Genomic DNA, 26,182 nt, shown 5'->3' on the forward strand with positions numbered 1-26,182 from the left:
GTTTTCCTTAAAATTTGAGTTATGCAACCAGCCTCTTTGGTGTGATTCGAGTAGCTGAAACTGGAATGAAATTATTGCTACTCCCACTCAATAGTTGCTGGTGGCTTGGAAGTTAAATCATACACAACTCGATTTACTCCGGAAACTTTGTTAACAATTATACTACTGACGTCTTGCAAAAACCTCCAAAATACTAACGAATGTTGATCTTTATTTTCAAATGGAAATGCATCAGCTGTCATGCCATCAGATGAAGTCACAGCCCTTAAAGCGCAAACATATCCGTATGTACGATTATCTCCCATAACTCCCACAGTTTTTACTGGTAACAGTACAGCAAAAGCCTGCCATATTTTATCATACAGATCATAATTTTTCATTGTGTTGATATATATTTCATCTACTTCTTGCAATATTCGTACCTTTTCTTCATCAACCTCACCTATGATCCTCACTGCAAGTCCAGGCCCAGGAAATGGATGTTGAAATATTATCTCATCTGAAAGCCCAATTTCTTTGCCAAGCAGCCTTACTTCATCTTTAAAGAGATAGCGTAAAGGTTCTACTAATTTCAGATTCATTTTTTCTGGCAACCCACCAACATTGTGATGAGATTTAATTGTACTAGTGTTTCCTGAAGCGTGCCCTGATTCAACTACATCAGAGTAAATGGTGCCTTGCATTAAAAAATCCACATCACCTATTTTTTTTGCCTCTTCTTCAAATACTTCGATAAAAGTATTGCCGATAATTTTTCGCTTTTCTTCCGGATCAGTTATTCCCTTTAACCTACTTAAAAACAAGTTTGATTTATCAACGTAATTTATTGGAATTTCTTTTAACATAGCAGTGGTCTGGCTCTTACGCAATAACCCAGTATCGATAAAAATACAGTTTAATTGTTTTCCTATAGCTTTGTGTGTAAGAACTGCTGCAACACTTGAATCAACCCCCCCACTTACTGCAGCAATTACTTTTTTCTCCCCTACTAAGTTTTGAATTTTTTCCTTCTGTTTTTCAATGAATGACTTCATTGTCCAATCTCTCTCACAATTTGCAATATCTAAGAAATTAGAGAGAAGTTTACTACCATTTGTCGTAGGCTTAACTTCAGGATGGAACTGAGTGCAGTAAATCTTCCGCTGTTCGTTGGCAATTATTGCGATTGTTTGATTTATTATACCTGAGGCAATAGCAGTAAATCCTTGCGGTATAGTTTCGACACTGTCTGCATGGTTCATTAGCACATCGACTTCGGAATTAACGTCCCAAGTATCCTTTATAATTGGGGATTCTTTTAGTATCTTGATTTTAGTTTTGCCAAATTCCTGATTGAATTCTTTTCTTACCTTTGCCCCGAAATAATGACAAATGAGTTGCTGTCCATAACATATTCCAAGTATAGGAGTGTTTATTGTTTCGTTAAGTTTTATAATTTTATGTGCTACTTCACTTACTTCAGAGCAATTGTCATTTACAGATTGCGGTCCTCCAGAAAAAATAAATCCATTGAATTTTGATACTGTTTCGAAATCGATATTGCTTGGAAATATTTCACAGTAAACGCCCATTTCCCTGATTTGTCTTGCAATAAGCTGTGTAAACTGTGAACCAAAATCAATAACGGCAATTGCTGACAATGTGCTCCTCCATATTATTTAAAGCAATATTTGATAATAAAGAAAACAATAAAGTAAGTAAACTAAGACCTGTTTAAAAACTTTAATATATGACTAAAGTAACTTAAATTTACTGCAACAGATTTATGATTAAGCTGTCTTAATTATCATTCTGATACTCTCTTCTTATCATAATAGCAACCCCAACATCTTTCCTTAAGTTGATGCCATTGCCTGAACGGATACGTTTAATATATATATAAATTCCTATCTTTTATATCTAATAAACCAAGTGTTGGTACGATTGTTGCTTTCAGGAAGATGACGGTTTCTACTGTCTTAGCCAGTTTTTTTGACTTTTGATGCAATAAGTTTTGGTTATCTTTTCTATGCTCTATAAGCCCACCAATTACCATAACTTCGCCGCTCTTAATTTTTAACGTAGAGTGCATTTCTCTGGTTTCAATAATTGGAATGTCACTATTTAATTTCATTTTATTCTGTTGTGCGACATATTCTATATTTGGGTCTTTAGTGTAATTGTTAATTCTTGATAAGGTTGGGTGTATATCCATAAATATTTCGTTAGTATCAATGTTAATGCTTGGGTGGATTATTAACACCACACCTATTGGAGTGCTATTCATCTTGGTAATTAAGGCATGATTGGAGTTTCCGGTATCTTTCTGTATATCGGAAGTAAAATAGATATGGTTTTTAGTAAATGAAATCATTGCTTGCTGATTATTTATAGCATGTACTCTAGGGCTTGAAATTACGGTTGAAGTGCCAAACTTGTCTAAAGTTTTTACTAAATTTTCTAAATCAGAGTTCATTACCAGGCTAGTAATGGAACTATCTTGATTTGTTATAGATTTTGTTTCATTATGCAAATCATTTAAGTTGATACCAGAAAGGTATTTATCGTCTAATACAACTTCAACTATTTTGGCCTCGATCATTACTTGAGAAGACGCCAATTTCTTAACTTTATTAATATATTCTTCAACAGCTTTGTGAATATCTTTTCTAGCATTTAGAATAATGACACCAGCTTCTCTGTTGGATGAAAGAAATTCACCATCATCCACTCCATTAACATCCATTATTGCATTTAAGCCTTTTTCTAATGAACTCCATAAGTCACTGCTATATTGAGACTTTCTAACATTCCTGTCAGCATCGCTGCTTGTAACATTGCCACTAACGACAAAATTGCTTTGAGCAGAGTGTTGAATATTGATGAAGTCTACGTAATAATTTTGTGCATATGGCAAATCTTGTTCAATTCTAATTACACCATTATTCATTGAGTAACGCAATTTGGCGCTGTTGGCTATATTCTGAATTACTTCGTTTATGTTCTTATCTTTTAGCTTTAAAGTAATATTACCTGATATTTTGGGATCTATGTCTAAGTTAATGTCAGAAAGTTTTCCTATTTCAATCAGTAAATCCTTTACTGGTACTTTTTCATCAACATTAATCGAAAGAAACTGATTACTGGTTGTAAGATCGGGAAACTCTACCGGTAAAGGTATCATTTCTGGTATTGCTGGTTCGTTATTCTTCAAAGGAGTATTATATTGTTGCAACGAATAATCGTGCTTATAATTGTCTATATTAACAGAATGTTGCTTGTTAGGTAAATGTGTGCAAGAAATAATGAAAAGGAGTATTAAACATTTTAAAATAGCCATGAGGGCAGCATACAAATCTATACTAATAGTTTTCTATAAAAATGTTAAAAATGTATTTAATTGTATCCGTTCAGGGGAGTGGTTTAAGAAATGATAGATAGGAGATTATGAAAAGGGTTTAGCCGCATGGAAGTGGGATGAAAAGAAGCACTGGTTTCACATGCGTCTGAACAGACACCATTTTACAGCATTTTAAATTTGTCCTGTGCAATGTTTGTACAGTTGCGATAAAAATTACTTGACAAATTTTGACAGCTTTGTTATTTTGATAGTGAAGATATTCTAGAGCTCGAAATCTATCTTCGTCTGCAGACTTTTCAACTTCATTAATTTATAATCTCTAGTTAAAGTATATTGTACTTATGTATAGATAACTTCTATCATAGCTATATACATTTTTCTGAGTTTTTTTGTATTACTTAGGAGGATCATCATGTTTAAAATCATGGATTACGCATATCATTGACATAAATGCCTTAAAAGGACAGATGGTACCTACGTCCTCTTTATATAGATTATGTATTTGTTCAGATACGACTAAATTGTGTCTAGTGTAGAAAAAATTAGACAAATTCAGCCTTATATAGAACCAAATTCAACGGAAGTAGAATTATCCTCATTTCCATAATAGTAAGGATTTGCTTCTTGCGTATTATTAACAGCAGTTTTTAATAGTACTTCCTTATCACTATTCCATGCAACTTTCTCCATAATTGGAATATAATCCTTACACTTTTGATTATCTCCACAATCCTTGATTTTACCATCATCATTTAGATAACGCTTCAATGCATCATAGTATACTTTAGTGTTATTACCCTCTTTATCTATCATTTGTCCTAAGGTATTAACAAGTATCAATGGTGCAACTTGTTTTGCTTTTACAACACTTGTTTCACTGGGCTCTCTAAAGAGATTAGGACATGCTCCTCTGGAAAAAAAGCTTTTGTTGAATTCTGGATTACTATGGTAAACGTTCGGGTAACAGAAACTCTTAATCTCTTCTTCTTGACACGCTAACTCTATTTGATCATCCACACATTTTTCACATTCTATATTACCAAGCCAGGATATTGAATTAAGATCCTCTGTAAAGGCAAATTTAAAATTTACTGCACCATAATTACCATTTGCTCCCTCTTCTATATATTTTGCAATCTTAGGATTACTGTACATCTCAGGATATAATTCCTTTAGTAAATCAGATGAACTAAAACCTTGACAACCTATCTTATTATCAACTTTATAAAAATGAGAATACGGCCCACAATTTTCATACTTGGAACAATCTGAGGTTACTTTTCGAGATGTAATTTCTCCATTTTCATTCTCTCCTTCATCGGTAACAGGTTCGCCCGTACCACTTCCTTTTTTACATTCTTCAGCTATTTTTTTATACCACTCAGTCTCTGCTTTTGCTCGCTTAACTTCCTCTTCACATTTCGTAAGCTTCTTTTCTACTAGTTCAAAATCCTCTTTTACTACGGAACTATTTGTAAATTCCTTCTCAGTCGTAGTTTCACCTTCAGTGATCTCATCTATATCCTCTTCACCATAAAAAAGTTTGTTGTTATATAAATAACTATTATTAATTTGGTCACTATAGGTGTTTTTTGACATCGGAACCTCCTCTACAGTCAAAATTGAAATTGTATTAAAATAAAAAAACTACAAATTTAATGTGAGTAAAAGAAACCACATTTCAAGAAACTTCATGGTAACTTAGGAGCTATTATAAGCTAAAGTAATTAAAAATTTAATAACTTGAATTATAAATATAGCATATCTATCAATAGAAATTTTCTTTCAATTTCTAACGTATCTTTGCTAATTTTGCATACAGTTCACCTTAGAGAGTCATGATTCTTCTACTTTCATGTGATTAATCACTATAATCTTGAAGTGTGGTTTGTACGTAATTAGTTCTGGAACTTGCTAATGGATGATTGCTCTACATTTTAATCTCTGTCGCTGTTCACAACATTACACTCTGGAACTGCATACCTAATACCGCATACTGATTTCTCTCTTTATCTTCTGCAAATTAATTAAATGAAGGGCATTAAGTATCCACACTACTAAAAAAAGTGTGGTACAAAATATAAACATTGCAATGAGTGGCAGCAGTAAAGAACCTTCTATTGCTACTCCACCTTTTCTAAAAATACTTGCTGGCTGATGAAGAGTAGACCATAAATTCACAGAAAATTTTACTATGGGAATATTTATAGCACTAAAAATGGCAAATACTGCTGATGATTTCTCTGCTCTTGCTTGATTATCAAAAGCGCTCCACAATGAAAGATAACCAACATACAGAAAAAACAAAATCAGCATTGAAGTAAGCCTTGCATCCCATACCCACCAAGTACCCCATGTTCCTTTTCCCCAGACGCTACCTGTGATTAAGCATATTGCCGAAAAGACTGTCCCTGCAGGAGCAGCAGCATGTGCCAAAACACTAGCAACGCTATTGTTCCACACCAATGAAATGAAACTGAGTGATGCAATGAGTCCGTATATTCCAAGAGCAAGCCATGCAGAAGGCACATGAAGATACATAATTCGTACGATTTCTCCTTGTTTATAATCTCCTGGGGAGAAGAATAATGCTAAGAACATTCCAATTAAAAAACATGCGAAACAAATAACCCCAAGCCAAGGTAGAGCTTTTTTAGTAAAAGAAGTGAAATTTGTAGGCTTTAATAAAAACATTTGTTTTGAGAATAATTGTGTTAAGAATTTATCAATTAGTTTGAGTTTTATCAACAAGATAGTTTTTCTATATTTACGTAGTATAATAAATTAGCACAATTTCAGTAGCAGATTGCTTGCTATTATTTTTAGTATAACGTTGATGACCCTTAAAAAGCTTAACCTACACTTAGTGTCAGATTCAAGTGGTGAAACTGTTATATCAGTTGCAAAATCAGCCCTGAAACATTTTCGTTCTGTAGAAACTATCGAATATGTTTGGTCTTTTGTAAAAGGAGAAGAGCAGATCGATAAAATTCTGGAGGAAATTGAGAGAAAAAGTGATGAGCATAACTTTGTTATATGCACTATTACTGATGATGGGCTCAGAAAATATCTAAAAGATAATTGTATCAAGTTAAAAATTCCATATCGAGCAATATTATCACATATTATTAGAGAAATCTCATCCTATCTTGAAATTGAAAAGGATGAAAAACTTGACCTGTATACTGAAATAAATAACGAGTATTTTCAGCGTATTGAGGCAATAAACTATACCATCAATCACGATGATGGACAAAATATTCAAGATATTGATAAAGCCGATATAATTTTGGTTGGAGTTTCACGCACATCAAAATCTCCCACTAGTATGTATTTAGCTTACCGAGGCTATAAAGTTGCAAATGTTCCTTTTGTTAGCGAGATACCCTTTTACGTCGACTTAGCAAAATTAAGAAATAAACTGACTATAGGAGTAACAATAGACGTAAGAAGGCTAATAGAAATACGCAAAAATAGACTGACTTCAATTAATAATGAAGGTAATAATATATATGCTGACCCTAGAAAAGTAGAAAAGGAAATTAAAGAAGCAGAGGAGTTCTTTAAGCAAAATAACTGGCCAATTATTGATGTTACGCAAAGGTCGATCGAAGAAGTATCAGCAACAATTATACAATATTTTAATAAAATTTAATCAATTGACTAACTCGCTGTAAGTGATAATAATGTAAGGTAATTCTATTCTTACTGTAGATATGAAAGTTAAAGGATCGCTAAAATCTCATCGTAACAGAGATAAAAATTGTAAAGTTGTGAAAAGGGGTGGTAAGGTTTATATTATAAATAAGGTAAAGCCAAGATGTAAAGCGCGTCAAGGTTCTTAGCTTTTTGTTTTCCTTTTTATGTCATATGTTTTTCATATGGAAGCATGGTTAGAAAGAAACAAAAACTGTTGCATAGCACTGCCCATTTCTTCTCTTACATTATATTTTGGTATTAACATGATTACAGGCAGACGTGGCTTGTTAACATTAATTAACTTAAAAAAAAGAAATTAATTACGTGCGTCAACAAGTCCATGAATTTTAGTTCCACCCTAAGCCCTCTTGAGCTTGAGAATTTTTTCTATATATAGGCTGAGCATGAATGACATCTGATCATCAATTATGCAAATCTTGTTGTGCATACTTAAGTCATTTTGCCAAAATTCCCTTTTTGCATCACCTTTTAAACCTCTTGTGTATACTTCTGTAATTGTGGTAAATTTTTGATCATTGGCAGCCACTTCTCCACACTGCTTCCATACATATTCTCAACTTCTTCTCGCTTTTACTGTGTATTCCTTTTGTGCTCTTTAAAACGGTACCTTCTATATATATATTTATTGTCATTAGGCTAAGTTACCGCTTTTTTTCCATTTTTATACTTCCTGCCCTTGATTAATTTGACCTGCTAACATTTTGTTTACAGGGCCTGCTATTAACTCTGCACAATTTATTCTTATGGTAAAAACTTCTTCTTCACTCTTATTTTTCCTTAACTTGACGCATATGGTTTGTTAAATACTCCCGTCTGTCAAGGAATTTCTACTCATGAAGGTTATGGCTTGGAAGATTACTGAAATTTTGAAAAATGTAGTCTACTTCTATATTCAAATATATCAAGCAGTAATTCAAAATTAGCTATTGTACCTTTTGCACTATTATATGCAAGGTTGAGCAATTCTCTGTCCTCATATAAATCAGCAAATTTAAACTCCATGCACCCTGATTGTTTTGTGCCTAGAATATCTCCGCTACCCCTCAGCATCATATCCTTTTCAGCAATATAAAATCCATCTTGTGACTCACACATAATCTTTAACTTTGAATACGAACTTTTACTGAGATTGTCATATAACAGTACACAAAAAGACGGTTTATTTCCTCGTCCTACTCTACCTCTTAACTGATGTAATTGCGATAACCCGAACTGCTCTGCATTCTCTATAATCATAATAGTTGCATCTGGTACATCTATGCCAACTTCTATCACAGTGGTTGCAACAAGCAGAGAAAATTCATTTCTCTTGAAGGAAAACATCACTTGATCTTTCTGCTCTTGAGTTAGTTTTCCGTGTATTATTCCGACTCTATCAAAAAATGTCTTTTGTAGTTCCTGAAAGCGCATTTCTGCTGCGGCAATATTGAGTTCTTCGTTTTCTTCTATGTATGGACAAATCCAATATGCTTTTTCGCCTCTATTTATAGCATTTTTCAGTCTTTGAATAATATCTGATACTTTTTTAACGTTCATAATAACGGTTTTTATTGGCAATCTAGATTTTGGTTTTTCCCTTAAAATAGAACATTCAACATCACCATACATAGCTTGCTGCAAGGTTCTTGGAATGGGAGTTGCAGTAACAAAAAGTATATCGGTATTTTCTCCTTTTCCTACCAACCGATTCCTCTGTATCACTCCAAATCGCTGTTGTTCGTCTATGACTGCGAGTCCTAAATTTTTAAATGTAACGTTAGCTTGAAATAATGCATGAGTACCAATTACTATATTTAAAATACCACTTGCAAGTTCGTTCATAATAATCTTTCTTTCCTTGCGCGCAGTTTTACCGGTAAGCAAAGCAACTTTTATATCAGTACAAGATAGAGCTTCTTCGATCCAATTATAATGTTGCTCAGCCAAGATAGTAGTTGGTGCCATTAGAGCTGCTTGCATGTTATTTTCTACCACATTCAGCATCGCAAAGAGTGCAACTACAGTTTTGCCACTCCCAACGTCACCTTGCAGCAGACTTACCATGCGGTATCTGGATTTTTGTCTTTCTGAGATTTCATCTATCGCTCGAATTTGATCATTTGTTAATTGGAACGGTAATTCATTTAAGACCTGCTCTTTGTATTTACTCAATATTATAAATTCTTTTCCCTCTTTTTTTACATGATTTTCCCTTGCAAGCTTTAGTGCCAACTGGTACGCAAATAGCTCATCATAAGCAAGTCTTTCTCTGCAAACTTCTGCTTCTGCGAGTGAGCTCGGTCTGTGCAATCTTATGATGCTTTCTTTCCAATTCAGCCATTTCTTTTGCTTGATTAATGTTTCATCTATCCACTCTGGCAAATCAGGCAAATCTTTTAGATTAGAACTTATTATGTTTCTAATGCTCTTGTTAGTAATACCGCGACATAATTGGTAAACTGGCTCTATGCAGGCTATTTCTTTAAATTGATTGATATCAGATAACATATAATCTGGGTGAGTAATTTGCCAATGTTCGGCAAACTTTTCAAGTTTACCACTGATTACTATATCTGTTCCAACTGGAAATAATTTATACAAATATTTAACTGAGTAATTAAAAAAAACTATAAATAAATACTGACTTTCACTTTCAACGATTATTTTATATGGCCTACCTCTAACAGTGGGGCGCTGGTGCTCATACACTTTTGCCATAAAAGTTGTAAATTCTCCTACTTGAGCATCAGGTAGTGATTTACTTCTATCCACATAACTGAGCGGCCTATAAAACAGCAAGTCCATTACTCTGTCTCCACCGCAAAGTTTAGGCAATATTGCGGAATGAAACTTTGGTATATTCTCAATTTTACTATTTAGAAAAGTCAGCACACTTGACTGCTCATCAACATTCATACTGTGTAAAACCGTTTATTCATAATAGAGCCTTACTAAAATCCTGTCACCCTATTATGACTGTCTATGTTAAGTATATTATTGACATATTAACTATTTTTATGTATTATTATACTATCAGCAATTCATATCAAAGTATTAACAATGAACAACTCTACACAGGAAAAAAATGAAAATCCAGTCGTTACACTAAAAGCTCAGGCAGAAAAGTTTGATTTCAGTAAGTTAAGAGCTCCAAGAGATAATAAAGCAGCAAATTCTGGTGAAGCTATATATAAAGATTTTGACAGAATGGACTTTGTTATTAAAGACAGAAATATAGACAAAATCTTAATTAAAGCGCTGGTAAACAGAAATAAGGAAGGATTTGATAAGATTTGGGAAGAATATTGTGAAGATCCGGAAATCCCTAGTGATAAAAAAACTGATCAATATAAAGAAGAGATTAAAAGATTTTACGATTTAGGCAAAGAACACACGCATCTATTACCGAAAGAAGGAGATAAAAACAAGAGTTATCGTGCATTTGCAAAAGAAGTTTTTAAGGAAATATTTGAATATGCCAACGCTCAGGTTCCAAGTGACTCTATCTTAGAGGAATTGGTTACCAATTGTAATCAGGCAGGGTATGAAGCTGGTGTATTTATAGAATCTCAATTTGCACTTAGCCAACATTCATTGAAAATACTCTCACCTAAAAAAGTTATAAATATCTATTATGTTGACCAAAATAATGTGAGTGTTAGATCTGATATGACATTACCAATACTCTCCCAAGAGAGTGATGTTCAATTAGGTGACAAGGTATGCGATCTATCCAGCTCACTAGAATTTACACTTGAATCTCAAGATGGGAAAGATGATGTGATATATAAAGATGGCAAATTGTCACTTACTGTGCCTAGAAAATTGAGAGATTACAAAATTGATGGCAGAAGTTTATTTGATACCATTAAAGAATATTTCTACAAATTCTGCGAGAAGTTAGGATTCAAGTTTGAAGTAGAAATAGAACACAATTTTGAAGAAGAAGATTCTTTATATGAAGGTGAGGAGTATAACTTTGAGGGAGCACGTCTTGTGTTTCAAGAACAACCTCAAAACTATATAGAAGATCCAGATGTGGATCCTCTTAATAAAAAACGTGAAATTTCACCTTGATAATATGTACTAGACGCAACTTAATCTGACAGAAAAACTAATGTCAATCTCTATGTTTGATGCTACTAATATTTTTCTAAAAAGCAATATGCTTGCTATCAAGAAAAGTCTGCATAGCAATATTTACCTAAATGAGGCCTTGTCTCAATTCCTAAATATAGCTGTGATTTTCTGGTTTATCATAGCCCATATCAGTCAAAATGCGCGATAATAGCACCATCAAAGAAAGATATATTAAAAAGATTAGCGGCAGTAATTGCAGTTTTCTCTGTTTGCCATAGCAACTCTTGAGTAGGTATCAGTAATAATGATAATCTATATATCTGCTATAAAACCTCGAGATCCGTAGAATAGGGCTGACTAAGGTTCTCATACATTCCTGTATGCTGAGAACATAAAAGCTCTTTTGATTCTATTCCTAAATCCTCAAGTATTTGCTCCTGTTCAGCTATAAGTTCTAATAGCCCTGTTCCACTTTCACTTACTTCACTTCGTTCAAGACACATAAGTTCTGTTAACTCTGCTATGTCTTCTCTAGAAAGCTGATTTTTTTCAGAAAAAGTTGCTTCACTCATATGGTCCTCTTTTTGATATAAAGAGTATCTTATACAAGAGAATAACTAAAATAATCTAAACTCTTGTGTCATATTTGTAGCTTGGTGTAGTTATATGGTACATTTCAGATAAGAGTACTGATTATCTAATTGTAGGAGAAGACCTAGTCAAAATATAAAAAAGCAGTGGAATTTGGGGTGGTAAATTCAGAAGTGTCTGAATAACTGTGTGAACTAAGTTCGGAGGAGAATAGTATCAAGAAAGGAGAAAATTATATGGTCTTACCTTTATTGATGTATTAATTGAGAAGAGTTCTTAAAAGTTAATGTTTTGTTAGTTGTTTCATACTAAAATAGGCATATATAAATAATTAGGAGAATGTTATGCGGTCTAATTCCAATTCACTTAATAAATACGGATATGTATCTGATGCAAATGGATTGTCTCACCAACAAATGGGAATGTATGATGATTTAGGAAGATATGAAGTTGCTGATGAAGATATGATGTACCAAAAAAACTATGGTATTATTGGTGATAGTTTAAAAAAAGTAACAAATCTGACTGGAGATACAGCAAAGAGTATAGCAGATTACCTTATTAAACCTGTTAGTGATCAGGTTGCAAAGCAAATCGTTGTTCCATTAGGAACGGAGATTATAAGTAAAATTGTCGTACCTATTACAAAGAAAGTTGCAGAACAAAATCAAGACATGATAAAAGAGCTAACAGATAAACTCATGGTTCGCGTGGAAGATTTTGCTCGGTTACAAATAGAAAAATTAAAAGAAGACGTAAAGCAAGAGATAACATCAATACCAGGTAAAGTTTTAGAGAAGATAAAACCTTCTTCATGGCTTCCATGGAAAGCAGAAAGTTTGGATGAAGCTTATTCTGACACTTATGTACCAAATGATATAGATGAATTTGCATGGTAGAGCTTCAAGGTTTAGCAAAATGTTTTTTGGTTTATATTCGCTTGAGGTTAACATCATTGGCCTTAAGCTTTTTTTAATGCTAAATGATCTTACTGTATATCTACAAATTCTTCCTGTGATTTTCAACTCTAGAGGTTATGCTTAAATTATAATATCTACCAAAAAAATAGTCATTTTGCTTGGATATTTGATATAATTTAGATCTATTAAAGCAAAAGCATGAATGAAGTAATAACATTTGGTTGTCGTCTAAATTTCTACGAGAGTGAGTTAATCAAAGAAGCATTAAAAAAAGCAAAGAGAGAAAATGTTGTTGTAGTGCATAGCTGTGCAGTGACAAACGAAGCAGAACGCCAAGTGAAGCAAAAAATACGTAAGATCTATAAAAACGACCCAAGTAAAGAAATTATCGTAGTTGGCTGTGCCGTTCAATTAGATCCTAAATCATATAGTGATATTCCTGGTGTAAGTAAAGTGCTAGGTAATCAAGACAAGCTAAGAGCTGAAAATTATCTACTAAATAATGATGAAATCTTAGTCAGTGATAACCAAGTAGAACCTATTCTCATTAATGGATTTGAAGATAAATCAAGGGCATTTATTGAAATTCAAAATGGTTGTAATCATAGTTGTACATTTTGCTCAATTACTGAGGCAAGAGGAAATAATCGATCTGTGCCAGTAAACAATATTATAGAGCAAATTAAGATTTTTATAGAAAATGGGTATCAAGAAGTGGTGTTTACAGGTGTTGATATTACTGATTTTGGTACAGATTTGTTTGGTAAGCAATCACTCAGTTCAATGATTAGAAGAGTTTTAAAGGATATACCACAGTTAAAGAGACTAAGACTTTCCTCTATTGATGTTGCTGAAGTTGATGATGAACTAATGGATTTAATAGCTAATGAGTCAAGACTTATGCCTCACTTACACTTGAGTCTACAGTCTGGTAATAATTTAATACTAAAGAGAATGAAACGTCGTCACAATAGAGAACAAGTGATAGAATTTTATCATAAAATGAAGAGCTTAAGACCTAATATAGCATTTGGCGCTGATATTATTGCTGGATTTCCAACAGAAACTGATGAAATGTTTCAGGATACAGTTGATTTACTGAAAAAAATAAATGTAGTTTATCTACATGCTTTTCCATATTCAGAGCGGAAAAACACACCTGCTGCACGGATGCCACAAATATCAGAGAATGTACGTAAAGAACGAGTAAAGCATCTAAGAGAAATAAATAAAGAAATGATGAGCAGTTTTTATCAATCTTTGCTCGGCACTGAGCAAAGCGTTTTGGTTGAGCAGAATAATATTGGTAGAACAGAAAATTTTGCATTAATAAAACTTACATCAAGAGTTCAAGCTAAAAGTATTGTGAAAGCTCATGTTAAAGGAATAGAAAATAATTGTTTAATTGGAAATATTATTTCTTAATTTTTGTACATTAAAGGAATATATGATATAGTAGTTATACTATAAGTGATAATTCATTTATGATAATTAGAATATCTATTGCTTTATTTTTCATCTTCGTTCCGTGTGTCTATTTTTTTATTACTTATATCAGTAACAATACACACATTGAGCAAGTGCAGCCCTTAAAATTAGAAACGGACAATAATGAAAGTGTGATACATTCTGAAGAAGTTACTGAAAAAGAAGTGCCAATAAAATGTCAAGAACTTGAAAGTAGTTCACCTTCTGTTTTCCAAGTAGCTAATCAGAAAAATATATGGCCAAGTATTGCAGATCAAGCTGAACCTACAAAGGAAAAATCAAAAAAACTTGATTTCTATGTTAGTGCTAATGGTGGTAAGATATATTCTGATAGCTCAGAAGTATTTGTGGAGGGTATACGTGCAATAGGAAAAAGAATTCTTGCTTTAGCTGAGGGCCGTTATGGTGGTTTTCTTTTAGACCTATTCTTAGGAGATGAAATTAAAAACATAAAAAAATTTAACGGTAAAATTGATTTTCAGTGGCTTAGCAGCATATCTGTAGGTTACTATGCTGGAGAAAATGGCCGAGTTGATTTTGAGACCATGTATTCTAAAGTCAATATTGAAGATAGTAACTCTCCTCCGGTATTTGATAAATCAGCAAGTGTATCTGCATTCTTATTAAATTTTTACTATAACCCTAATGTTCAAAATACTCAATTTGCTCCGTATATTGGTCTTGGTATAGGATCAACAGTTTTTAGATTAAAAAGGATTGATAAATCATCTAAAAATTTAATGCCACTGAATGTTCCTTGGCTTGTTTATCAAATAAAGCTTGGTGTTGATTACTCAGTAATTCCAGAAGTTAAAACCTTTCTCGGCTATCGTTACTTTAATATTCCAACACCTATTGCAGACGATATATCCACTCATAATATTGAAGTTGGTTTGATGTTTAATTTTTAGTAATAATATCTTTTCAATTCTAATATCCTGATTTCCATTCAGAAATTTGATAAATCTATCCATATCTTTAATCTTATGGCCATATCCTTTGTGATAGCCTGAAGATGGTTTCTGTTTCTTTTTTCCTTTTCTTCCACAAATATATTGGTTTTATGCTCACTAAATTGGTGAGCATGTTACAACGTTTTTGACGACGAAAAGACTGGATAGCTACTTTCATGACAACCATTTAGTTGTCTTTTCTCGTCTATCTTATTTTGTCACTCTGCTGAACAGATACTAAAGTACTAGCTTTTGTGGGTTGATGCACAATTCTATCAGAAGTTTTGTGACTATAATTGCAGAAAACATCGAGCATAAAACTCCTATCGATAAAGTGATAGAAAATCCTCTAATTGCTCCGCTACCAATAATGAACATTATTCCTGAAGCAATTAGTGTAGTGAGGTTTGAATCAAGAATTGTTTTTATTGCGTTTTTAAATCCTTCTTCAATGGCACGAGCTGTTCTTTTTCCTGCTCTTATTTCTTCGCGGATGCGTTCAAATATTAAAACATTTGCATCCACTGACATGCCAACAGTTAGCGCAATTCCAGCAATTCCAGGGAGAGTAAGAGTTGCTTCAAGTAAGGTAAGAATGAGTAGTATAGAGATTACATTAAAAACGAGTGCAACAGACGCTAATAAGCCTAATTTGCCGTAAGTAATGATTATAGATAAACCAACGGCTATGATAGAGATTATTGCTGCAATTTCTCCTGCTTTTATTGACTCTTCTCCAAGGCTTGGACCAATGTTTTTTTCTTCAATTATTTTAAGTGGTGCAGGTAGTGCACCTGATTTTAAAAGTATTGCAAGTTCACTCGCTTGTTTTTCAGTGAAATTACCGCTAATTTCTCCCTCTCCATTTAGAATAGGTTCACGTATTGTTGGTACAGTTAAGACTGTGTTATCTAAAACAATTGCAAAAGGCTTTCCTACATTTTCTTTAGTAATTTTTGCAAATTTTTTACTTGCTATGCTGTCGAATTTGAAATGTACTGTTGGTTTACCTAAATTGCCAAATCTAACTGATGCGTTAACTAATGAATCACCGCCTATTTCAGTTTTGCGGAATATCGGGTAGGAATTACCCAAAGAATCCTTGAGCATAATCGTAGTGTCATGATCGATATCTTGCATTTTAGCTACATTGGTGTTTGCCAAATGGAAGGCCAGCTTGGCTGTTTTGCCAAGCAGAGATTTTATCTGCTGAGTGTCTTCTACTCCAGGAACTTGGACTAATATCTTATTTTGTCCTTGTTTTTGCACACTTACTTCCTTAGTACCAAGCTTATCTAAGCGTCTTTGAACATTAACTATTGACTCTGAAACTACTTCATTGATTAATGAATTCTTATAATGCGGTTTATATGAAATGAAAATTGCAGTATTTTTTCTACTCAATTCTAAATTTGGGTTTATTTTATGTATTAACGTTGAAACTTTTTTGTAATCATCAATATTATTTAAAGTTACAACCACTTGTTTATCGTTTTTTGCGCTAAATTCAATCTTTTGTGTTAACAGACCTTCTTTTATTTCATCGGTTAGCATGCTTAGTTTCTCTTTGAAGTAAAAATCTAAGTCTACATTTAGAAGCAGAGATGATCCACCTTTCAGGTCAAGCCCTAAATTTATTCTCTTTTTTGAGGTAAAGAACTTATTATCAATAAAATTTGGCAGTATTATATATAAGGACAGCAAAAAAATTAGTAACACTGAAAGAGATTTAACTATTATCTTGTTTGGCATAAATTTAAACTATATTAGTGCATTGTAGACCGAATAGTTGCTAATCACAAGCACCTAAAAGATTAGGACCGCCTAAAGCCCTGATCTATAATTGATGGTCTGCGTTTGTTTTTCTAAAATATCATTATAAATCCATGAATGAGGTTCAGAGGTAGCTTTAAGATTCTCTATTTGTTTATTTTTTCTAATGCTATCAATCGGAAGGTAAATGCATAAACCAAGTATTGAGAAAGTAACTATGGTAGCTGGTATGTGAATAGCAAGAAATTCACTATAACTTGGATCTTTCCAACCGAGAGGACTAGATAGAGAAGGATGAGAGGAAAATCTGGGAATTGCTACTACTGCACTTAATGCTGTTAGAATAATAGCGACAGTAGTACATACAAGAGGTAAAATATTCTTTTTATTAAATCTGCCATTAGAATCTTTTAAAATATCAAACATACATACTCCTAGATTACTAAATGTTCGTGATACTAAGGGCTAATTGTAAAATGTTCAATAACTAAATTGGAGATAATAAAAAATGGGCATAGAATATAGACATATAATATGAAGGATATATGCTAGTTAAAATAGGTACGAGAGGAAGCGACCTTGCGCTCATCCAAGCTTTGGAAGCAAAACAAAGATTATTAGAGTCTTTTCCTAATCTATCCGTTGAGATCATTAAAATCAAAACTTCTGGTGATAAATATGCTAATGTAACCCTTGCTGAAATAGGAGGTAAAGGACTGTTCCTCAGGGAGATTGAGGCTGAATTACTCAAAAATAATATAGATATGGCGGTTCATTCGCTAAAAGATGTACCTGCGTTTTTCTCGAAGGACTTAACAATTCCTTGTGTTTTAGAGAGGCTAAGTCCATGTGATGTATTTATTTCTCATAAATATAAGAGCCTAAAAACTTTGCCACAGCAGGCTACAATTGCAACTTCTTCAATAAGAAGAAAAGTTCAGCTGTTAAATCTCAGGCCAGACTTAAATGTAGTGCCACTGCGTGGAAATGTGACAACTAGACTGCAAAATCAGAATTTTGATGGAATGATTTTAGCTGAAGCAGGGCTGATAAGATTAAAAAAATATTACTTAATTACAGAGGTATTGCCACCAAAAGTCATGTTAAGCGCAGTAGGGCAGGGGGCAATTTGCATTCAATGCCGAAAGAATGATATAAAAGTTATCGATCTTTTAGAGAAAATTAATAATAATATGTCTTTTATAAGGGCAAAATCAGAGCGCAGTTTCATGAAGACAGTAAATGGTTCATGCTTTACGCCGCTTGCAGCTTTAGCAGAATATGTGAGTGAAAACATGCTACATCTTTATTGTATGTTAGCGGGCGAGAGAGTTATATACTTTACTGAACGCACTTCGTTTGTAGAAGATGCAGAAAAAATGGGTATGGATGCAGGATTAGAGTTAAAATCAAAATGCTTATAAGCTTACCTAAAGTATGTGGAATCTACCGTTATAATGTTTTAATGTCTAAAATGACTTGGTTAAATGTTGGTGGCCAAGCTGATGTACTATTTAAGCCACGTGACATTGAAGATCTAATGTGCTTGATAAAAGATGCGGAGTTACCAATTAGCGTTATCGGTGCAACATCCAACATAATAATTCGAGATAGTGGCATTCGAGGAATAACGGTGAAATTAGGTAAGGAATTTGCGTATATTAAATGTAAAGATAATAGCTCCATAGTTGCAGGTGGTGCTGCACTGCTTAGTAACCTTGCCTACTTTGCAGGGGAACAGCAAATTAGTGGGCTTGAGTTTCTTGCTGGAATTCCAGGAACAGTTGGCGGTGGAATAGAAATGAATGCAGGTGCATATGGTAGTGATATTGCGAGTGTTGTAAAATTTATAAGGGCAGTGAATCTAGAAGATGGAAATTTATATGAATTCTCCAGCGAAGAAATGGGATATTTTTATCGTGGACATAGTCTAAAAGGCAGGTGGATTTTTATTGAAGCTGAATTTAAAGGAGTAAGTTCAGAGTATGAGCTTATATTGCAAAGATTGAAAGAAGTTATTGATAAAAAAAATAAAAGTCAACCAGTAAGAGGAAAAACTGCTGGTTGTATATTCAAAAATCCAATAGGCTGCAAGGCATGGAAACTGATTGATGAATCTGGCTGCCGAGGATTAGATAATGGTGTAGCTAAAATTTCTAAGAAACATTGTAATTTTCTACTCAATTACAATAATGCAACTGCACTTGACTTAGAAAACCTTGGCAACAGAGTAAAAGATGCAGTAAAAGATAAATTTAACATTGAACTTGAGTGGGAGATAAGGGTTTTGGGTAGGTAACTTCTAACCTTCTCTAATATGACCTATTTCAATTGAGTACACTTCAATTTAAGTCCAAGGTACACTATTTTGCGAGGATAATTTATGCTTCCTTTGAAGAAAAGCATTCTTTTATTTTTTCAATTACCGGCTCTATAATGTAGTGATTTATTTTCTTAATCATAGGTTCTACAATCATATTTCCAACAATAAGGCCTGTAATTGGGGCAATAATTCCTATTGTCGCACCCATCAAAACTGCTGATCCTGTATTTAACATTACACCAGGAAAAATAGCACCTATAGCTGCACCAAGACCAATCCCGATTGCAGTGCTAGTAACGCCCATACAAAATATAGGGAAAGTGCATTCTCGATTTACTTTATCTTCCTTATAATCACAATATGTAAGGTATGCGATAGATAATATTGTAGAAACAGCAGCAATAATTCCACCTATAATGGAAGGTGATAAAATTGCGAAACTTGGACCAAGACCTACAAGCACTCCTATTGAAATATTCATTCCCATTAATATTCCAACAAGGATTAACTCTTCTTTAGTTTTTTTATCCATACCCCTCCTTAACACTTAATTAATAATAAAATGTTACTCATCTTTACTTAACCTGTAAAGTTATCTTAACCTAATTTCAAAAATTATTGTATAATATCATTTTGAGGTTTTATTTTCAATGCGCAAACTTGCAATACTCTTTTCTATACTGTTTGCGGTAATTGCTTACTATTTAAACAATGAAGTAATATTTGAAATAGCAAAGCTATTTAGCGATATATTCATCAGTCTGTTGAAATTGATTAGCTTACCTTTAGTTTTTCTATCTATAGTGTCCACAATTTCAGGGCTTAAAGACTCAATTGAAATTAAAGTATTACTTAAGAAGACGCTGTTTTACACGCTGTTTACAACAATTGTAGCTGCATTTGTTGCGTTATCTTTCTATTTATTCATAGACCCAGTAAGAAAAAATTTCATAAGCAACACAATAGAAAGTGTGAGTGACAGCAATCACAATTACTTTTCATACTTAAAATCACTCATTCCATCAAATTTTGTGCAAGTTTTTCTTGAAAATAACGTTATTGGCAGCATATTGATTGCTTTTTTGATGGGTGGAGCTATTATTTCGCTCTCAAAAGAAAAACAGGATATATTACACCAAATATTCTCTGCACTGTTTGATACACTTCTTAAAATTGCTCAAGGGTTGTTAAAGTTTATTCCTCTTGCTGTATGGTCTTTTATCACATGTTTTTTATACGAGTTAAAAGGTGGCAGCGAATTCCATAGTCTTTTTTGGTATTTTGCTTGCATAATGTCTGCAAATTTCGTGCAAGCATTTGTGATTTTGCCACTACTCATGTGGTATAAAGGTATATCACCAATTCAAACGATGAAAGGTGTTATGCCAGCACTTACACTTGCGTTTTTTTCTAAATCATCTAGTGCAACGCTGCCTACAACCATAGACTGTGTGCAAAATCAGCTAAAAGTGCCAAAGAAATTGTCATCTTTTATTCTACCAATATGTACAACTATCAATATGAATGCGTGTGCTGCATTTATTTTGATTACAGTGATGTTTGTTGCAGAGATGAATGGGCACACATTTTCCTTAAGTGAGATGTTCATATGGATTTTTTTAGCTACAGGAGCTGCAATTGGTAACGCTGGAGTGCCGATGGGGTGCTATTTTATGGCAACTAGTTATTTGGTATCAATGAATGTTCCTTTGTACATTATGGGATTGATTTTGCCTATTTATACAATCATTGATATGTTTGAAACTGCAATAAATGTGTGGTCTGATATCTGTATAACGCAGATAATTAATAAAGAATTTCAAACTCAAGAATGATATTAGATAATACAATAATAAAAGAATTTGAAGAGGTTGGTGCGATTTTGCACGGACATTTTGTACTCTCGTCAGGGCTGCACAGCAACACTTACATACAATGCGCTAAAATTTTTGAAAATCCAAGCAGAGCAATGAACGTTTGTGAGCTATTGGCGAATAAAATAAGAAAAGAGCTTATTGAACCCATAGATTTAATACTATCTCCTGCGATTGGTGGAATAATCGTGGGTTATGAGATTGGTAGACAGCTTGGAATCCGAACAATATTTTGCGAACGTGTTAATGGTAAATTTGAATTACGCCGTGGATTTGAGATTAAACAAGGTGAGAAAATCTTACTAATTGAAGATGTGATTACCACAGGTAAATCTTCACTTGAAGCAGTAAAATGTGGAGAAGAGAAGGGAGGTAAAGTTGTTGCTGAAGCTTCTTTGATAAAGAGAAGTAGTGAGACAAAACTACCTTTTTCTGTTATATCTTTGATTGAACTAAACATTCAAAACTATAGCGAGAAAGAACTGCCAAGTGAATTAAAACAATTACCTATAATGAAACCTGGAAGTAGAGAATATTTAACAAAGTAATTCTATATATGGCTCAAGTGGTTCAGTAACTTTTACGTGTTATATTTTTTTCACCAAAGTTAGATATTACAGTTTATTTTCCCTGTATTCGTTCAGCAGAATGGCAAAATAAGATAGACAAATAAAGATATAAAGTAAAACAATAATAGGTGTCATTCCAGCGCGTGACGATGGAATCCAGAAAGGAACAATGGATCCCAGTGTCTGAGCACTGGGATGACAAGGTAGGAAGCACTGGGATGAAACCTTTTTGCTTCAATATTTTGCACAGTAGCCATGCAACTTGACAAATACTTTTCTCTTGATTTAGCTAAGGTTTTTATGAATTTTGCCCATAAAAACCCTGTTATAACTAAAAATACACTAAATCTTGGTTTTCACATGTTTCATCTCGTGCAGCAGAAAACAATAAGTCTGCACTCTCATTCAAACTATTTGCAGCAGTCTTTAAAACCTCAGATTTTGCTTCTATAAGTTCGCATTCAATCTTGTCTATTCTTGTATCCAAATCCCTATGTGCATTTTCGATTAACTTATTCATTTCATATTCTAGAAATTTGCTTGATTTTTCACTTTGTTCAGTGAGGAAATCACCTATTTTGCTTGTGATTTCAGGTTTGATAAGACTTTCAATTTTTTCTTCAGTGTATTTTTTTACTGCTTCTTCTACCTGAGTTTTTATTTCTGGCTTTAGCAAATCTGCAACTTCTGGTCCTACTTTTTTCACTGCTTTTTCAGCTGCATTTTTTGCTGCTTTTTCAGCATTTGCTTCTACTGACTTTACTGTCTTATCAATTGAAGTCGATATTTTTTTTTCTATTTGATTAGCTTTTTCGCTAGCTATTTTGTTAGCTTTTTCTTCAGCTAAAGTTAGCATTTTTCCTTCTATTTTTTTTACTTCATCTTGAGCTGCTTTTCTAGCTTCTAGTTTTAAATCGTTACCCATTTTAGATATTACTTGATTCGCAGCTTCTTTTGCTGTTTTGCTTATACCAAGAATTTTATCAAACATTCCTGCACGATACACTTGAGAGCCGAAGTTTGATTCGTCAGCCAAATTTTTGTAATTGTATTCTTTCATAATGTACTCCTTAATTTAAAAACTATACTAATATTAATATACAAGTACAAAAATTATACTAATATTAGTATTGCTTTTCAGGGCAGTAGTATAAATTTATAGTACCTTTTGAAAAAATTCATGACTTGACGGCAAAGAGCATTATATTGGTATCATGACTGACTTGGAAAAGATGAGAGAAAAACTGCAAAATCAAATTAATTATCATAATATCTTATATTATCAAAAAAGTAAGCCAGAGATAAGTGATGCTGAATATGATGAACTGAAAAAAAAGTTAGCTGCAATAGAGCCAGAAGCTTATGCAACACAAGATAGTGTTGGTGCTCCGCCTGATGAGAGATTTTTTAAGGTGGAACATCAAGAACCTATGCTTTCTCTTGAGAATGCTTATGATGAACAAGGTGTAGAAAAATTTTTGTCTAAAATAAAGAGATTTTTAATTGCAGATGAAATAGAGATATTATGTGAGCCAAAAATTGATGGATTGTCATTTTCTGCAATTTATGAAGATGGGAAATTTGTTAAAGCTGCAACTCGAGGTGACGGTTTTGTAGGAGAGGATGTAACTCACAATGTTGCAACAATAAAAGGCTTTCCTAAGTTTTTACAAGATGTGCAAGGAAGACTAGAAGTAAGGGGTGAAATATATATCAGTAACAGCGACTTTTTAAAGTTAAATGAAAATAATGAATTCGCTAATCCTCGAAATGCAGCTGCTGGTTCTTTAAAGCAATTGAATGCGAACATTACAGCAAAAAGGCCTCTTAGATATTTTTCTTATTCTTTAATTGGTGGAATAGAGAAAAGTCAAAGTGAAGTACTAGAAAAACTTGAGAAACTTGGTTTTTGCGTAAATGAGCATCGTTCCTTAACAAGTAGTTTGAATGGAATGCTAAAGTTCTATAACGAGATCTATGATTATCGTTATAACTTGGATTATGATATCGATGGGATAGTCTATAAAGTGAATGATTTGGTGCTACAAAGTCGTCTGGGAAGTACACACAAAGCGCCACGCTCAGCGCTTGCATATAAGTTTTCTGCGGTTTATGCAAAGACAAAGTTAAATAAAATATTTATACAGGTGGGTAGAACGGGGGTTTTAACTCCAGTTGCAGATTTGGTACCAGTCAATATTGGCGGAGTGCTAGTTAGCAGAGCAAGTCTACATAACCAAGATGAGATAAAACGTAAAGACATAAGAGAAGGAGATGTTGTAACAATTAAAAGAGCTGGAGATGTAATTCCTCAAATTGTCAAAGTAGATGAAGGTTCTCGTCATGCAAATATGCCTGAATTTGTGTTTCCTGACATATGTCCTGAATGTGGTAGTAAAGTGCAGATTGAAGGAGTTGCAGTAAGATGTCCTAAAGAATTTAATTGCAAGGCTCAAATAGTAGAAAAACTAAAACATTTTGTGTCAAAAGATGCATTTGACATTGTTGGCCTTGGTGAAAAACAAATAAAGTTTTTTTATGATCTGGAACTAATAAGACAAATTCCAGACATTTTTATTTTAGAGGAAAGATTAAAAGAGTTTTCCTTAAAAGAGCATCATGGTTGGGGCGAGAAGTCAATAGCTAATCTATTAAGTGCTATACAAAGCAGAAGAGTAATCTCTCTAGATAGGTTCATATTTTCTTTGGGTATCAGATTTATCGGCCAAGTTGTAGCAGAATTGCTCGCAAATTATTATGTATCTTATGATAACTGGTATAATTCGATGTCATCAAATGATGTTGAGTTGGTAGGTATAGATGGTATAGGAGAAAAAGTAGCTGAATCTTTAAAATCGTTTTTTTCTCAGGAACGTAACATTAAAATGTTAAATGATCTTACTGCATATCTGCAAATTCTTCCCGTGAGCTCCAACTCTAGCGATTCTTTTTTGAATAACAAAATTATAGTGTTTACTGGTAAGCTACGTGCTATGAGTAGAGGGGAGGCAAAAGTAAGAGCTAAAGTTTTAGGGGCAAAGATCAGTTCAAGCCTTTCTACTAAAACTGACTATTTAATTGCAGGAGAAGATCCAGGTTCAAAATATAAAAAAGCAATGGAATTGGGTGTGGAAATTTTAGATGAAGAACAGTGGAACAGATTGTGCTAAACACAACTTAATCTGACGGGAATGAATTAACTGATAGAAGAATTGAAAACTAATATCAGACTCTTATTTAATACAATTTATAGATGCGACAGAACCCTAAACTTTCCCTGTATCGGTTATAGGGTAGCATAAAAGATCTGTTCTGCACTAACATTAAAAAAAATTACTTAGCAACAATCTTTGATTATTCATTATTAATGATAGTCCAAGTAACACTAATAATAAGCCAACTAATAAAAACATTATATCAATTGTAATAAAACTGATTAGCAATGCACCAACCAAAGGAGAAATAATCATGAAAAAGTTTTGAATAGATTCGCTAAAGGCAGAAACTGAGCCTATTATACTTTGGTCAACTTCTGTCTGTAATAGACTAGCATATGGTACATTAATCAGCGCCCCCGTTATTCCAAATAAAAACCATATTAATACATAAAAATACACAGACAAATTTATATGATAAAAAGCTAATGAACCTAAAAGGAATAATAATAATCCACCAAGAGTTTGCCCTGCAGAAATCAACAGTATGTATCTAAAGCGCGTAATGTAAGTAGTAACTACTACTGCACCAACAACACTGCCCATTCCTATAGCACTTATTGCTATTGCATATATTGATGCACTAAAATTCATAAATTTGTTGAAAACTATTATATAAAGATCGAATATAAATATTATGGCAAACCTTAATGCACTATTAATAATAACAATTCTTAAAAGCTTATTGTTTTTAATTGTACTGGCAACATTTATTAGTTTCTTATATATAAAAGTCAATTTACTAATCTTATTGTTAGACAATTTTGTTTCTGTAATTTTCATAGGTAGACTAATAGCTTTGATAAAGCATGCAGATGCTAGAAAAGTTAAGGCATTGATAATAAACAAAAATTTTATATTGCAATACAAGATCAACAAACCACCAAATGCTGGACCAATAATTTTTGCAAGTTGACTTGAAGTATGCAAAAAACCTGATGCTTTTGGTAATAGATCATTAAGAACTAGTACTTTTAAGGCTATTTGCCTAGAAGGTAAGAAAAAACAACGGCATATTCCCTCCAAAAAGAGTAATAACAAAACTATTTCGTAATGATAAGCTAAAAAATATAAAATAATTGATAAAACTGCTCGAGAAATATCAGAATAAATCAAAATAGGTATTGGATTTTATTATCTACAGATACTCCTATAATTGATCCAAAAAAAACGCTTGGAGCTGCAATAATAATTTCAACAATAGCAAGCATTTGTGATGATAAACCAATATCATAAAAGAATAATGAGCCAATAATAGGTATTACCATCCAGTCACCTAAACTGGAAATAAAGTCAGCAATAACTAAGTTAATATAGTTAGTATTACTAATCAAGCGATTTGTTTTTACCATAATTT

General features: G+C 33.1%; 23 protein-coding genes. 11 read left to right on the forward strand and 12 right to left on the reverse strand.

Features of this window, described 5'->3' with window-relative positions; translation table 11 throughout:
* Window positions 1–77: 77 nt before the first annotated feature.
* The 4 genes from guaA to ccmC form a co-directional block, all read right to left on the reverse strand.
* Window positions 78–1,640 carry a glutamine-hydrolyzing GMP synthase gene (guaA, locus tag MJ631_RS00320; protein ID WP_052265035.1) on the reverse strand — a complete coding sequence of 521 codons (1,563 nt, stop codon included), beginning with the start codon at window positions 1,638–1,640 and terminating at the stop codon, window positions 78–80.
* A 227-nt stretch (window positions 1,641–1,867) separates the two neighbouring features.
* Complete coding sequence (locus MJ631_RS00325) at window positions 1,868–3,334, reverse strand: type II secretion system protein GspD (protein ID WP_026097225.1); 1,467 nt, start codon at window positions 3,332–3,334, stop codon at window positions 1,868–1,870.
* A 564-nt stretch (window positions 3,335–3,898) separates the two neighbouring features.
* The gene (locus MJ631_RS00330) at window positions 3,899–4,939 is read right to left on the reverse strand and encodes a hypothetical protein (protein WP_007301930.1); all 1,041 of its coding nucleotides are present in this window, start codon (window positions 4,937–4,939) and stop codon (window positions 3,899–3,901) included.
* Between the two features lie 384 nt (window positions 4,940–5,323).
* On the reverse strand, window positions 5,324–6,034 hold the full coding sequence (gene ccmC, locus MJ631_RS00335) for a heme ABC transporter permease CcmC (RefSeq protein WP_007301928.1): 711 nt from the start codon (window positions 6,032–6,034) through the stop codon (window positions 5,324–5,326).
* A 142-nt stretch (window positions 6,035–6,176) separates the two neighbouring features.
* Between ccmC and MJ631_RS00340 the strand changes: the two genes are divergently transcribed.
* Together MJ631_RS00340 and ykgO are read left to right on the forward strand one after the other, a co-directional pair.
* Window positions 6,177–6,995: a pyruvate, water dikinase regulatory protein gene (locus tag MJ631_RS00340; RefSeq protein ID WP_019236612.1), complete on the forward strand. Its 819-nt coding sequence runs from the start codon at window positions 6,177–6,179 to the stop codon at window positions 6,993–6,995.
* A 61-nt stretch (window positions 6,996–7,056) separates the two neighbouring features.
* Window positions 7,057–7,185 (forward strand): type B 50S ribosomal protein L36, encoded by a 129-nt coding sequence (gene ykgO, locus MJ631_RS00345; RefSeq protein ID WP_006015378.1) that lies wholly within the window; start codon window positions 7,057–7,059, stop codon window positions 7,183–7,185.
* Between the two features lie 730 nt (window positions 7,186–7,915).
* Here the strand turns inward: ykgO and recG are convergent.
* Window positions 7,916–9,955, reverse strand: a complete 2,040-nt coding sequence (gene recG, locus MJ631_RS00350) for an ATP-dependent DNA helicase RecG (RefSeq protein WP_052265032.1) — start codon at window positions 9,953–9,955, stop codon at window positions 7,916–7,918.
* 144 nt (window positions 9,956–10,099) lie between these two features.
* Between recG and MJ631_RS00355 the strand changes: the two genes are divergently transcribed.
* Window positions 10,100–11,116, forward strand: coding sequence for a hypothetical protein (locus tag MJ631_RS00355; RefSeq protein ID WP_246485254.1), 1,017 nt, complete (start codon window positions 10,100–10,102; stop codon window positions 11,114–11,116).
* A 326-nt stretch (window positions 11,117–11,442) separates the two neighbouring features.
* Here MJ631_RS00355 and MJ631_RS00360 read toward each other — a convergent pair whose 3' ends face one another.
* A complete protein-coding gene (locus MJ631_RS00360) occupies window positions 11,443–11,691 on the reverse strand; it encodes a hypothetical protein (protein WP_007301923.1) in 249 nt (82 codons plus the stop codon).
* Between the two features lie 363 nt (window positions 11,692–12,054).
* Here MJ631_RS00360 and MJ631_RS00365 point away from each other — a divergent pair, with 363 nt between their 5' ends.
* The 3 genes from MJ631_RS00365 to MJ631_RS00375 all read left to right on the forward strand — a co-directional run bounded on the left by MJ631_RS00365 (window position 12,055) and on the right by MJ631_RS00375 (window position 15,029).
* Window positions 12,055–12,609, forward strand: a complete 555-nt coding sequence (locus MJ631_RS00365) for a hypothetical protein (RefSeq protein ID WP_007301922.1) — start codon at window positions 12,055–12,057, stop codon at window positions 12,607–12,609.
* A gap of 219 nt (window positions 12,610–12,828) precedes the next feature.
* Window positions 12,829–14,055 (forward strand): tRNA (N(6)-L-threonylcarbamoyladenosine(37)-C(2))-methylthiotransferase MtaB, encoded by a 1,227-nt coding sequence (mtaB, locus tag MJ631_RS00370; protein ID WP_052265031.1) that lies wholly within the window; start codon window positions 12,829–12,831, stop codon window positions 14,053–14,055.
* Between the two features lie 59 nt (window positions 14,056–14,114).
* Window positions 14,115–15,029 carry an outer membrane protein gene (locus MJ631_RS00375; RefSeq protein WP_052265030.1) on the forward strand — a complete coding sequence of 305 codons (915 nt, stop codon included), beginning with the start codon at window positions 14,115–14,117 and terminating at the stop codon, window positions 15,027–15,029.
* A 279-nt stretch (window positions 15,030–15,308) separates the two neighbouring features.
* Here MJ631_RS00375 and secD read toward each other — a convergent pair whose 3' ends face one another.
* Window positions 15,309–16,823, reverse strand: a complete 1,515-nt coding sequence (gene secD / locus MJ631_RS00380; RefSeq protein WP_012481842.1) for a protein translocase subunit SecD — start codon at window positions 16,821–16,823, stop codon at window positions 15,309–15,311.
* 72 nt (window positions 16,824–16,895) lie between these two features.
* Complete coding sequence (locus MJ631_RS00385) at window positions 16,896–17,270, reverse strand: hypothetical protein (protein ID WP_007301917.1); 375 nt, start codon at window positions 17,268–17,270, stop codon at window positions 16,896–16,898.
* Window positions 17,271–17,389: 119 nt separating this feature from the next.
* Between MJ631_RS00385 and hemC the strand changes: the two genes are divergently transcribed.
* Together hemC and murB are read left to right on the forward strand one after the other, a co-directional pair.
* On the forward strand, window positions 17,390–18,268 hold the full coding sequence (gene hemC, locus MJ631_RS00390) for a hydroxymethylbilane synthase (RefSeq protein ID WP_019236605.1): 879 nt from the start codon (window positions 17,390–17,392) through the stop codon (window positions 18,266–18,268).
* Window positions 18,259–19,143: a UDP-N-acetylmuramate dehydrogenase gene (gene murB, locus MJ631_RS00395; protein WP_019236604.1), complete on the forward strand. Its 885-nt coding sequence runs from the start codon at window positions 18,259–18,261 to the stop codon at window positions 19,141–19,143. The genes hemC and murB overlap by 10 nt, the downstream gene beginning before the upstream one ends.
* Window positions 19,144–19,225: 82 nt before the next feature.
* Here the strand turns inward: murB and MJ631_RS00400 are convergent, their stop codons facing one another.
* Window positions 19,226–19,699 (reverse strand): hypothetical protein, encoded by a 474-nt coding sequence (locus tag MJ631_RS00400; RefSeq protein WP_262986380.1) that lies wholly within the window; start codon window positions 19,697–19,699, stop codon window positions 19,226–19,228.
* A gap of 118 nt (window positions 19,700–19,817) precedes the next feature.
* Between MJ631_RS00400 and MJ631_RS00405 the strand changes: the two genes are divergently transcribed.
* Entirely contained in the window at window positions 19,818–21,002 is a 1,185-nt protein-coding gene (locus tag MJ631_RS00405; RefSeq protein ID WP_007301913.1) for a dicarboxylate/amino acid:cation symporter, read from the forward strand.
* Entirely contained in the window at window positions 20,999–21,589 is a 591-nt protein-coding gene (gene pyrE, locus MJ631_RS00410) for an orotate phosphoribosyltransferase (RefSeq protein ID WP_007301912.1), read from the forward strand. Before MJ631_RS00405 ends, pyrE begins: the two co-directional genes overlap by 4 nt.
* 352 nt (window positions 21,590–21,941) lie before the next feature.
* On the opposite strand, the gene MJ631_RS00415 is transcribed toward pyrE, so the two are convergent.
* The gene (locus MJ631_RS00415; RefSeq protein ID WP_262986381.1) at window positions 21,942–22,670 is read right to left on the reverse strand and encodes a hypothetical protein; all 729 of its coding nucleotides are present in this window, start codon (window positions 22,668–22,670) and stop codon (window positions 21,942–21,944) included.
* A gap of 154 nt (window positions 22,671–22,824) precedes the next feature.
* Here MJ631_RS00415 and ligA point away from each other — a divergent pair, with 154 nt between their 5' ends.
* Window positions 22,825–24,780: an NAD-dependent DNA ligase LigA gene (ligA, locus tag MJ631_RS00420; protein ID WP_262986382.1), complete on the forward strand. Its 1,956-nt coding sequence runs from the start codon at window positions 22,825–22,827 to the stop codon at window positions 24,778–24,780.
* A 153-nt stretch (window positions 24,781–24,933) separates the two neighbouring features.
* Here the strand turns inward: ligA and MJ631_RS00425 are convergent, their stop codons facing one another.
* Window positions 24,934–25,866, reverse strand: coding sequence for an MFS transporter (locus tag MJ631_RS00425; protein ID WP_246485256.1), 933 nt, complete (start codon window positions 25,864–25,866; stop codon window positions 24,934–24,936).
* A gap of 71 nt (window positions 25,867–25,937) precedes the next feature.
* Window positions 25,938–26,177, reverse strand: a complete 240-nt coding sequence (locus MJ631_RS00430) for a hypothetical protein (protein ID WP_246485257.1) — start codon at window positions 26,175–26,177, stop codon at window positions 25,938–25,940.
* Window positions 26,178–26,182: the final 5 nt, after the last annotated feature.

It is taken from the genome of Wolbachia endosymbiont of Oryzaephilus surinamensis (genome assembly GCF_025617515.1).
In the GTDB taxonomy this organism is placed as follows: Bacteria; Pseudomonadota; Alphaproteobacteria; order Rickettsiales; family Anaplasmataceae; genus Wolbachia.

What these genes read in the sequence shown, in the direction of transcription:
- MJ631_RS00330 (WP_007301930.1), bottom strand. Translation starts at nt 4,939, where the DNA reads ATGTCAAAAAACACCTATAGTGACCAAATTAATAATAGTTATTTATAT.
- ccmC (WP_007301928.1), bottom strand. Translation starts at nt 6,034, where the DNA reads ATGTTTTTATTAAAGCCTACAAATTTCACTTCTTTTACTAAAAAAGCT.
- MJ631_RS00340 (WP_019236612.1), top strand. Translation starts at nt 6,177, where the DNA reads ATGACCCTTAAAAAGCTTAACCTACACTTAGTGTCAGATTCAAGTGGT.
- ykgO (WP_006015378.1), top strand. Translation starts at nt 7,057, where the DNA reads ATGAAAGTTAAAGGATCGCTAAAATCTCATCGTAACAGAGATAAAAAT.
- recG (WP_052265032.1), bottom strand. Translation starts at nt 9,955, where the DNA reads ATGAATGTTGATGAGCAGTCAAGTGTGCTGACTTTTCTAAATAGTAAA.
- MJ631_RS00355 (WP_246485254.1), top strand. Translation starts at nt 10,100, where the DNA reads ATGAACAACTCTACACAGGAAAAAAATGAAAATCCAGTCGTTACACTA.
- MJ631_RS00360 (WP_007301923.1), bottom strand. Translation starts at nt 11,691, where the DNA reads ATGAGTGAAGCAACTTTTTCTGAAAAAAATCAGCTTTCTAGAGAAGAC.
- MJ631_RS00365 (WP_007301922.1), top strand. Translation starts at nt 12,055, where the DNA reads ATGCGGTCTAATTCCAATTCACTTAATAAATACGGATATGTATCTGAT.
- mtaB (WP_052265031.1), top strand. Translation starts at nt 12,829, where the DNA reads ATGAATGAAGTAATAACATTTGGTTGTCGTCTAAATTTCTACGAGAGT.
- MJ631_RS00375 (WP_052265030.1), top strand. Translation starts at nt 14,115, where the DNA reads ATGATAATTAGAATATCTATTGCTTTATTTTTCATCTTCGTTCCGTGT.
- secD (WP_012481842.1), bottom strand. Translation starts at nt 16,823, where the DNA reads ATGCCAAACAAGATAATAGTTAAATCTCTTTCAGTGTTACTAATTTTT.
- MJ631_RS00385 (WP_007301917.1), bottom strand. Translation starts at nt 17,270, where the DNA reads ATGTTTGATATTTTAAAAGATTCTAATGGCAGATTTAATAAAAAGAAT.
- hemC (WP_019236605.1), top strand. Translation starts at nt 17,390, where the DNA reads ATGCTAGTTAAAATAGGTACGAGAGGAAGCGACCTTGCGCTCATCCAA.
- murB (WP_019236604.1), top strand. Translation starts at nt 18,259, where the DNA reads ATGCTTATAAGCTTACCTAAAGTATGTGGAATCTACCGTTATAATGTT.
- MJ631_RS00400 (WP_262986380.1), bottom strand. Translation starts at nt 19,699, where the DNA reads ATGGATAAAAAAACTAAAGAAGAGTTAATCCTTGTTGGAATATTAATG.
- MJ631_RS00405 (WP_007301913.1), top strand. Translation starts at nt 19,818, where the DNA reads ATGCGCAAACTTGCAATACTCTTTTCTATACTGTTTGCGGTAATTGCT.
- pyrE (WP_007301912.1), top strand. Translation starts at nt 20,999, where the DNA reads ATGATATTAGATAATACAATAATAAAAGAATTTGAAGAGGTTGGTGCG.
- MJ631_RS00415 (WP_262986381.1), bottom strand. Translation starts at nt 22,670, where the DNA reads ATGAAAGAATACAATTACAAAAATTTGGCTGACGAATCAAACTTCGGC.
- ligA (WP_262986382.1), top strand. Translation starts at nt 22,825, where the DNA reads ATGACTGACTTGGAAAAGATGAGAGAAAAACTGCAAAATCAAATTAAT.
- MJ631_RS00430 (WP_246485257.1), bottom strand. Translation starts at nt 26,177, where the DNA reads ATGGTAAAAACAAATCGCTTGATTAGTAATACTAACTATATTAACTTA.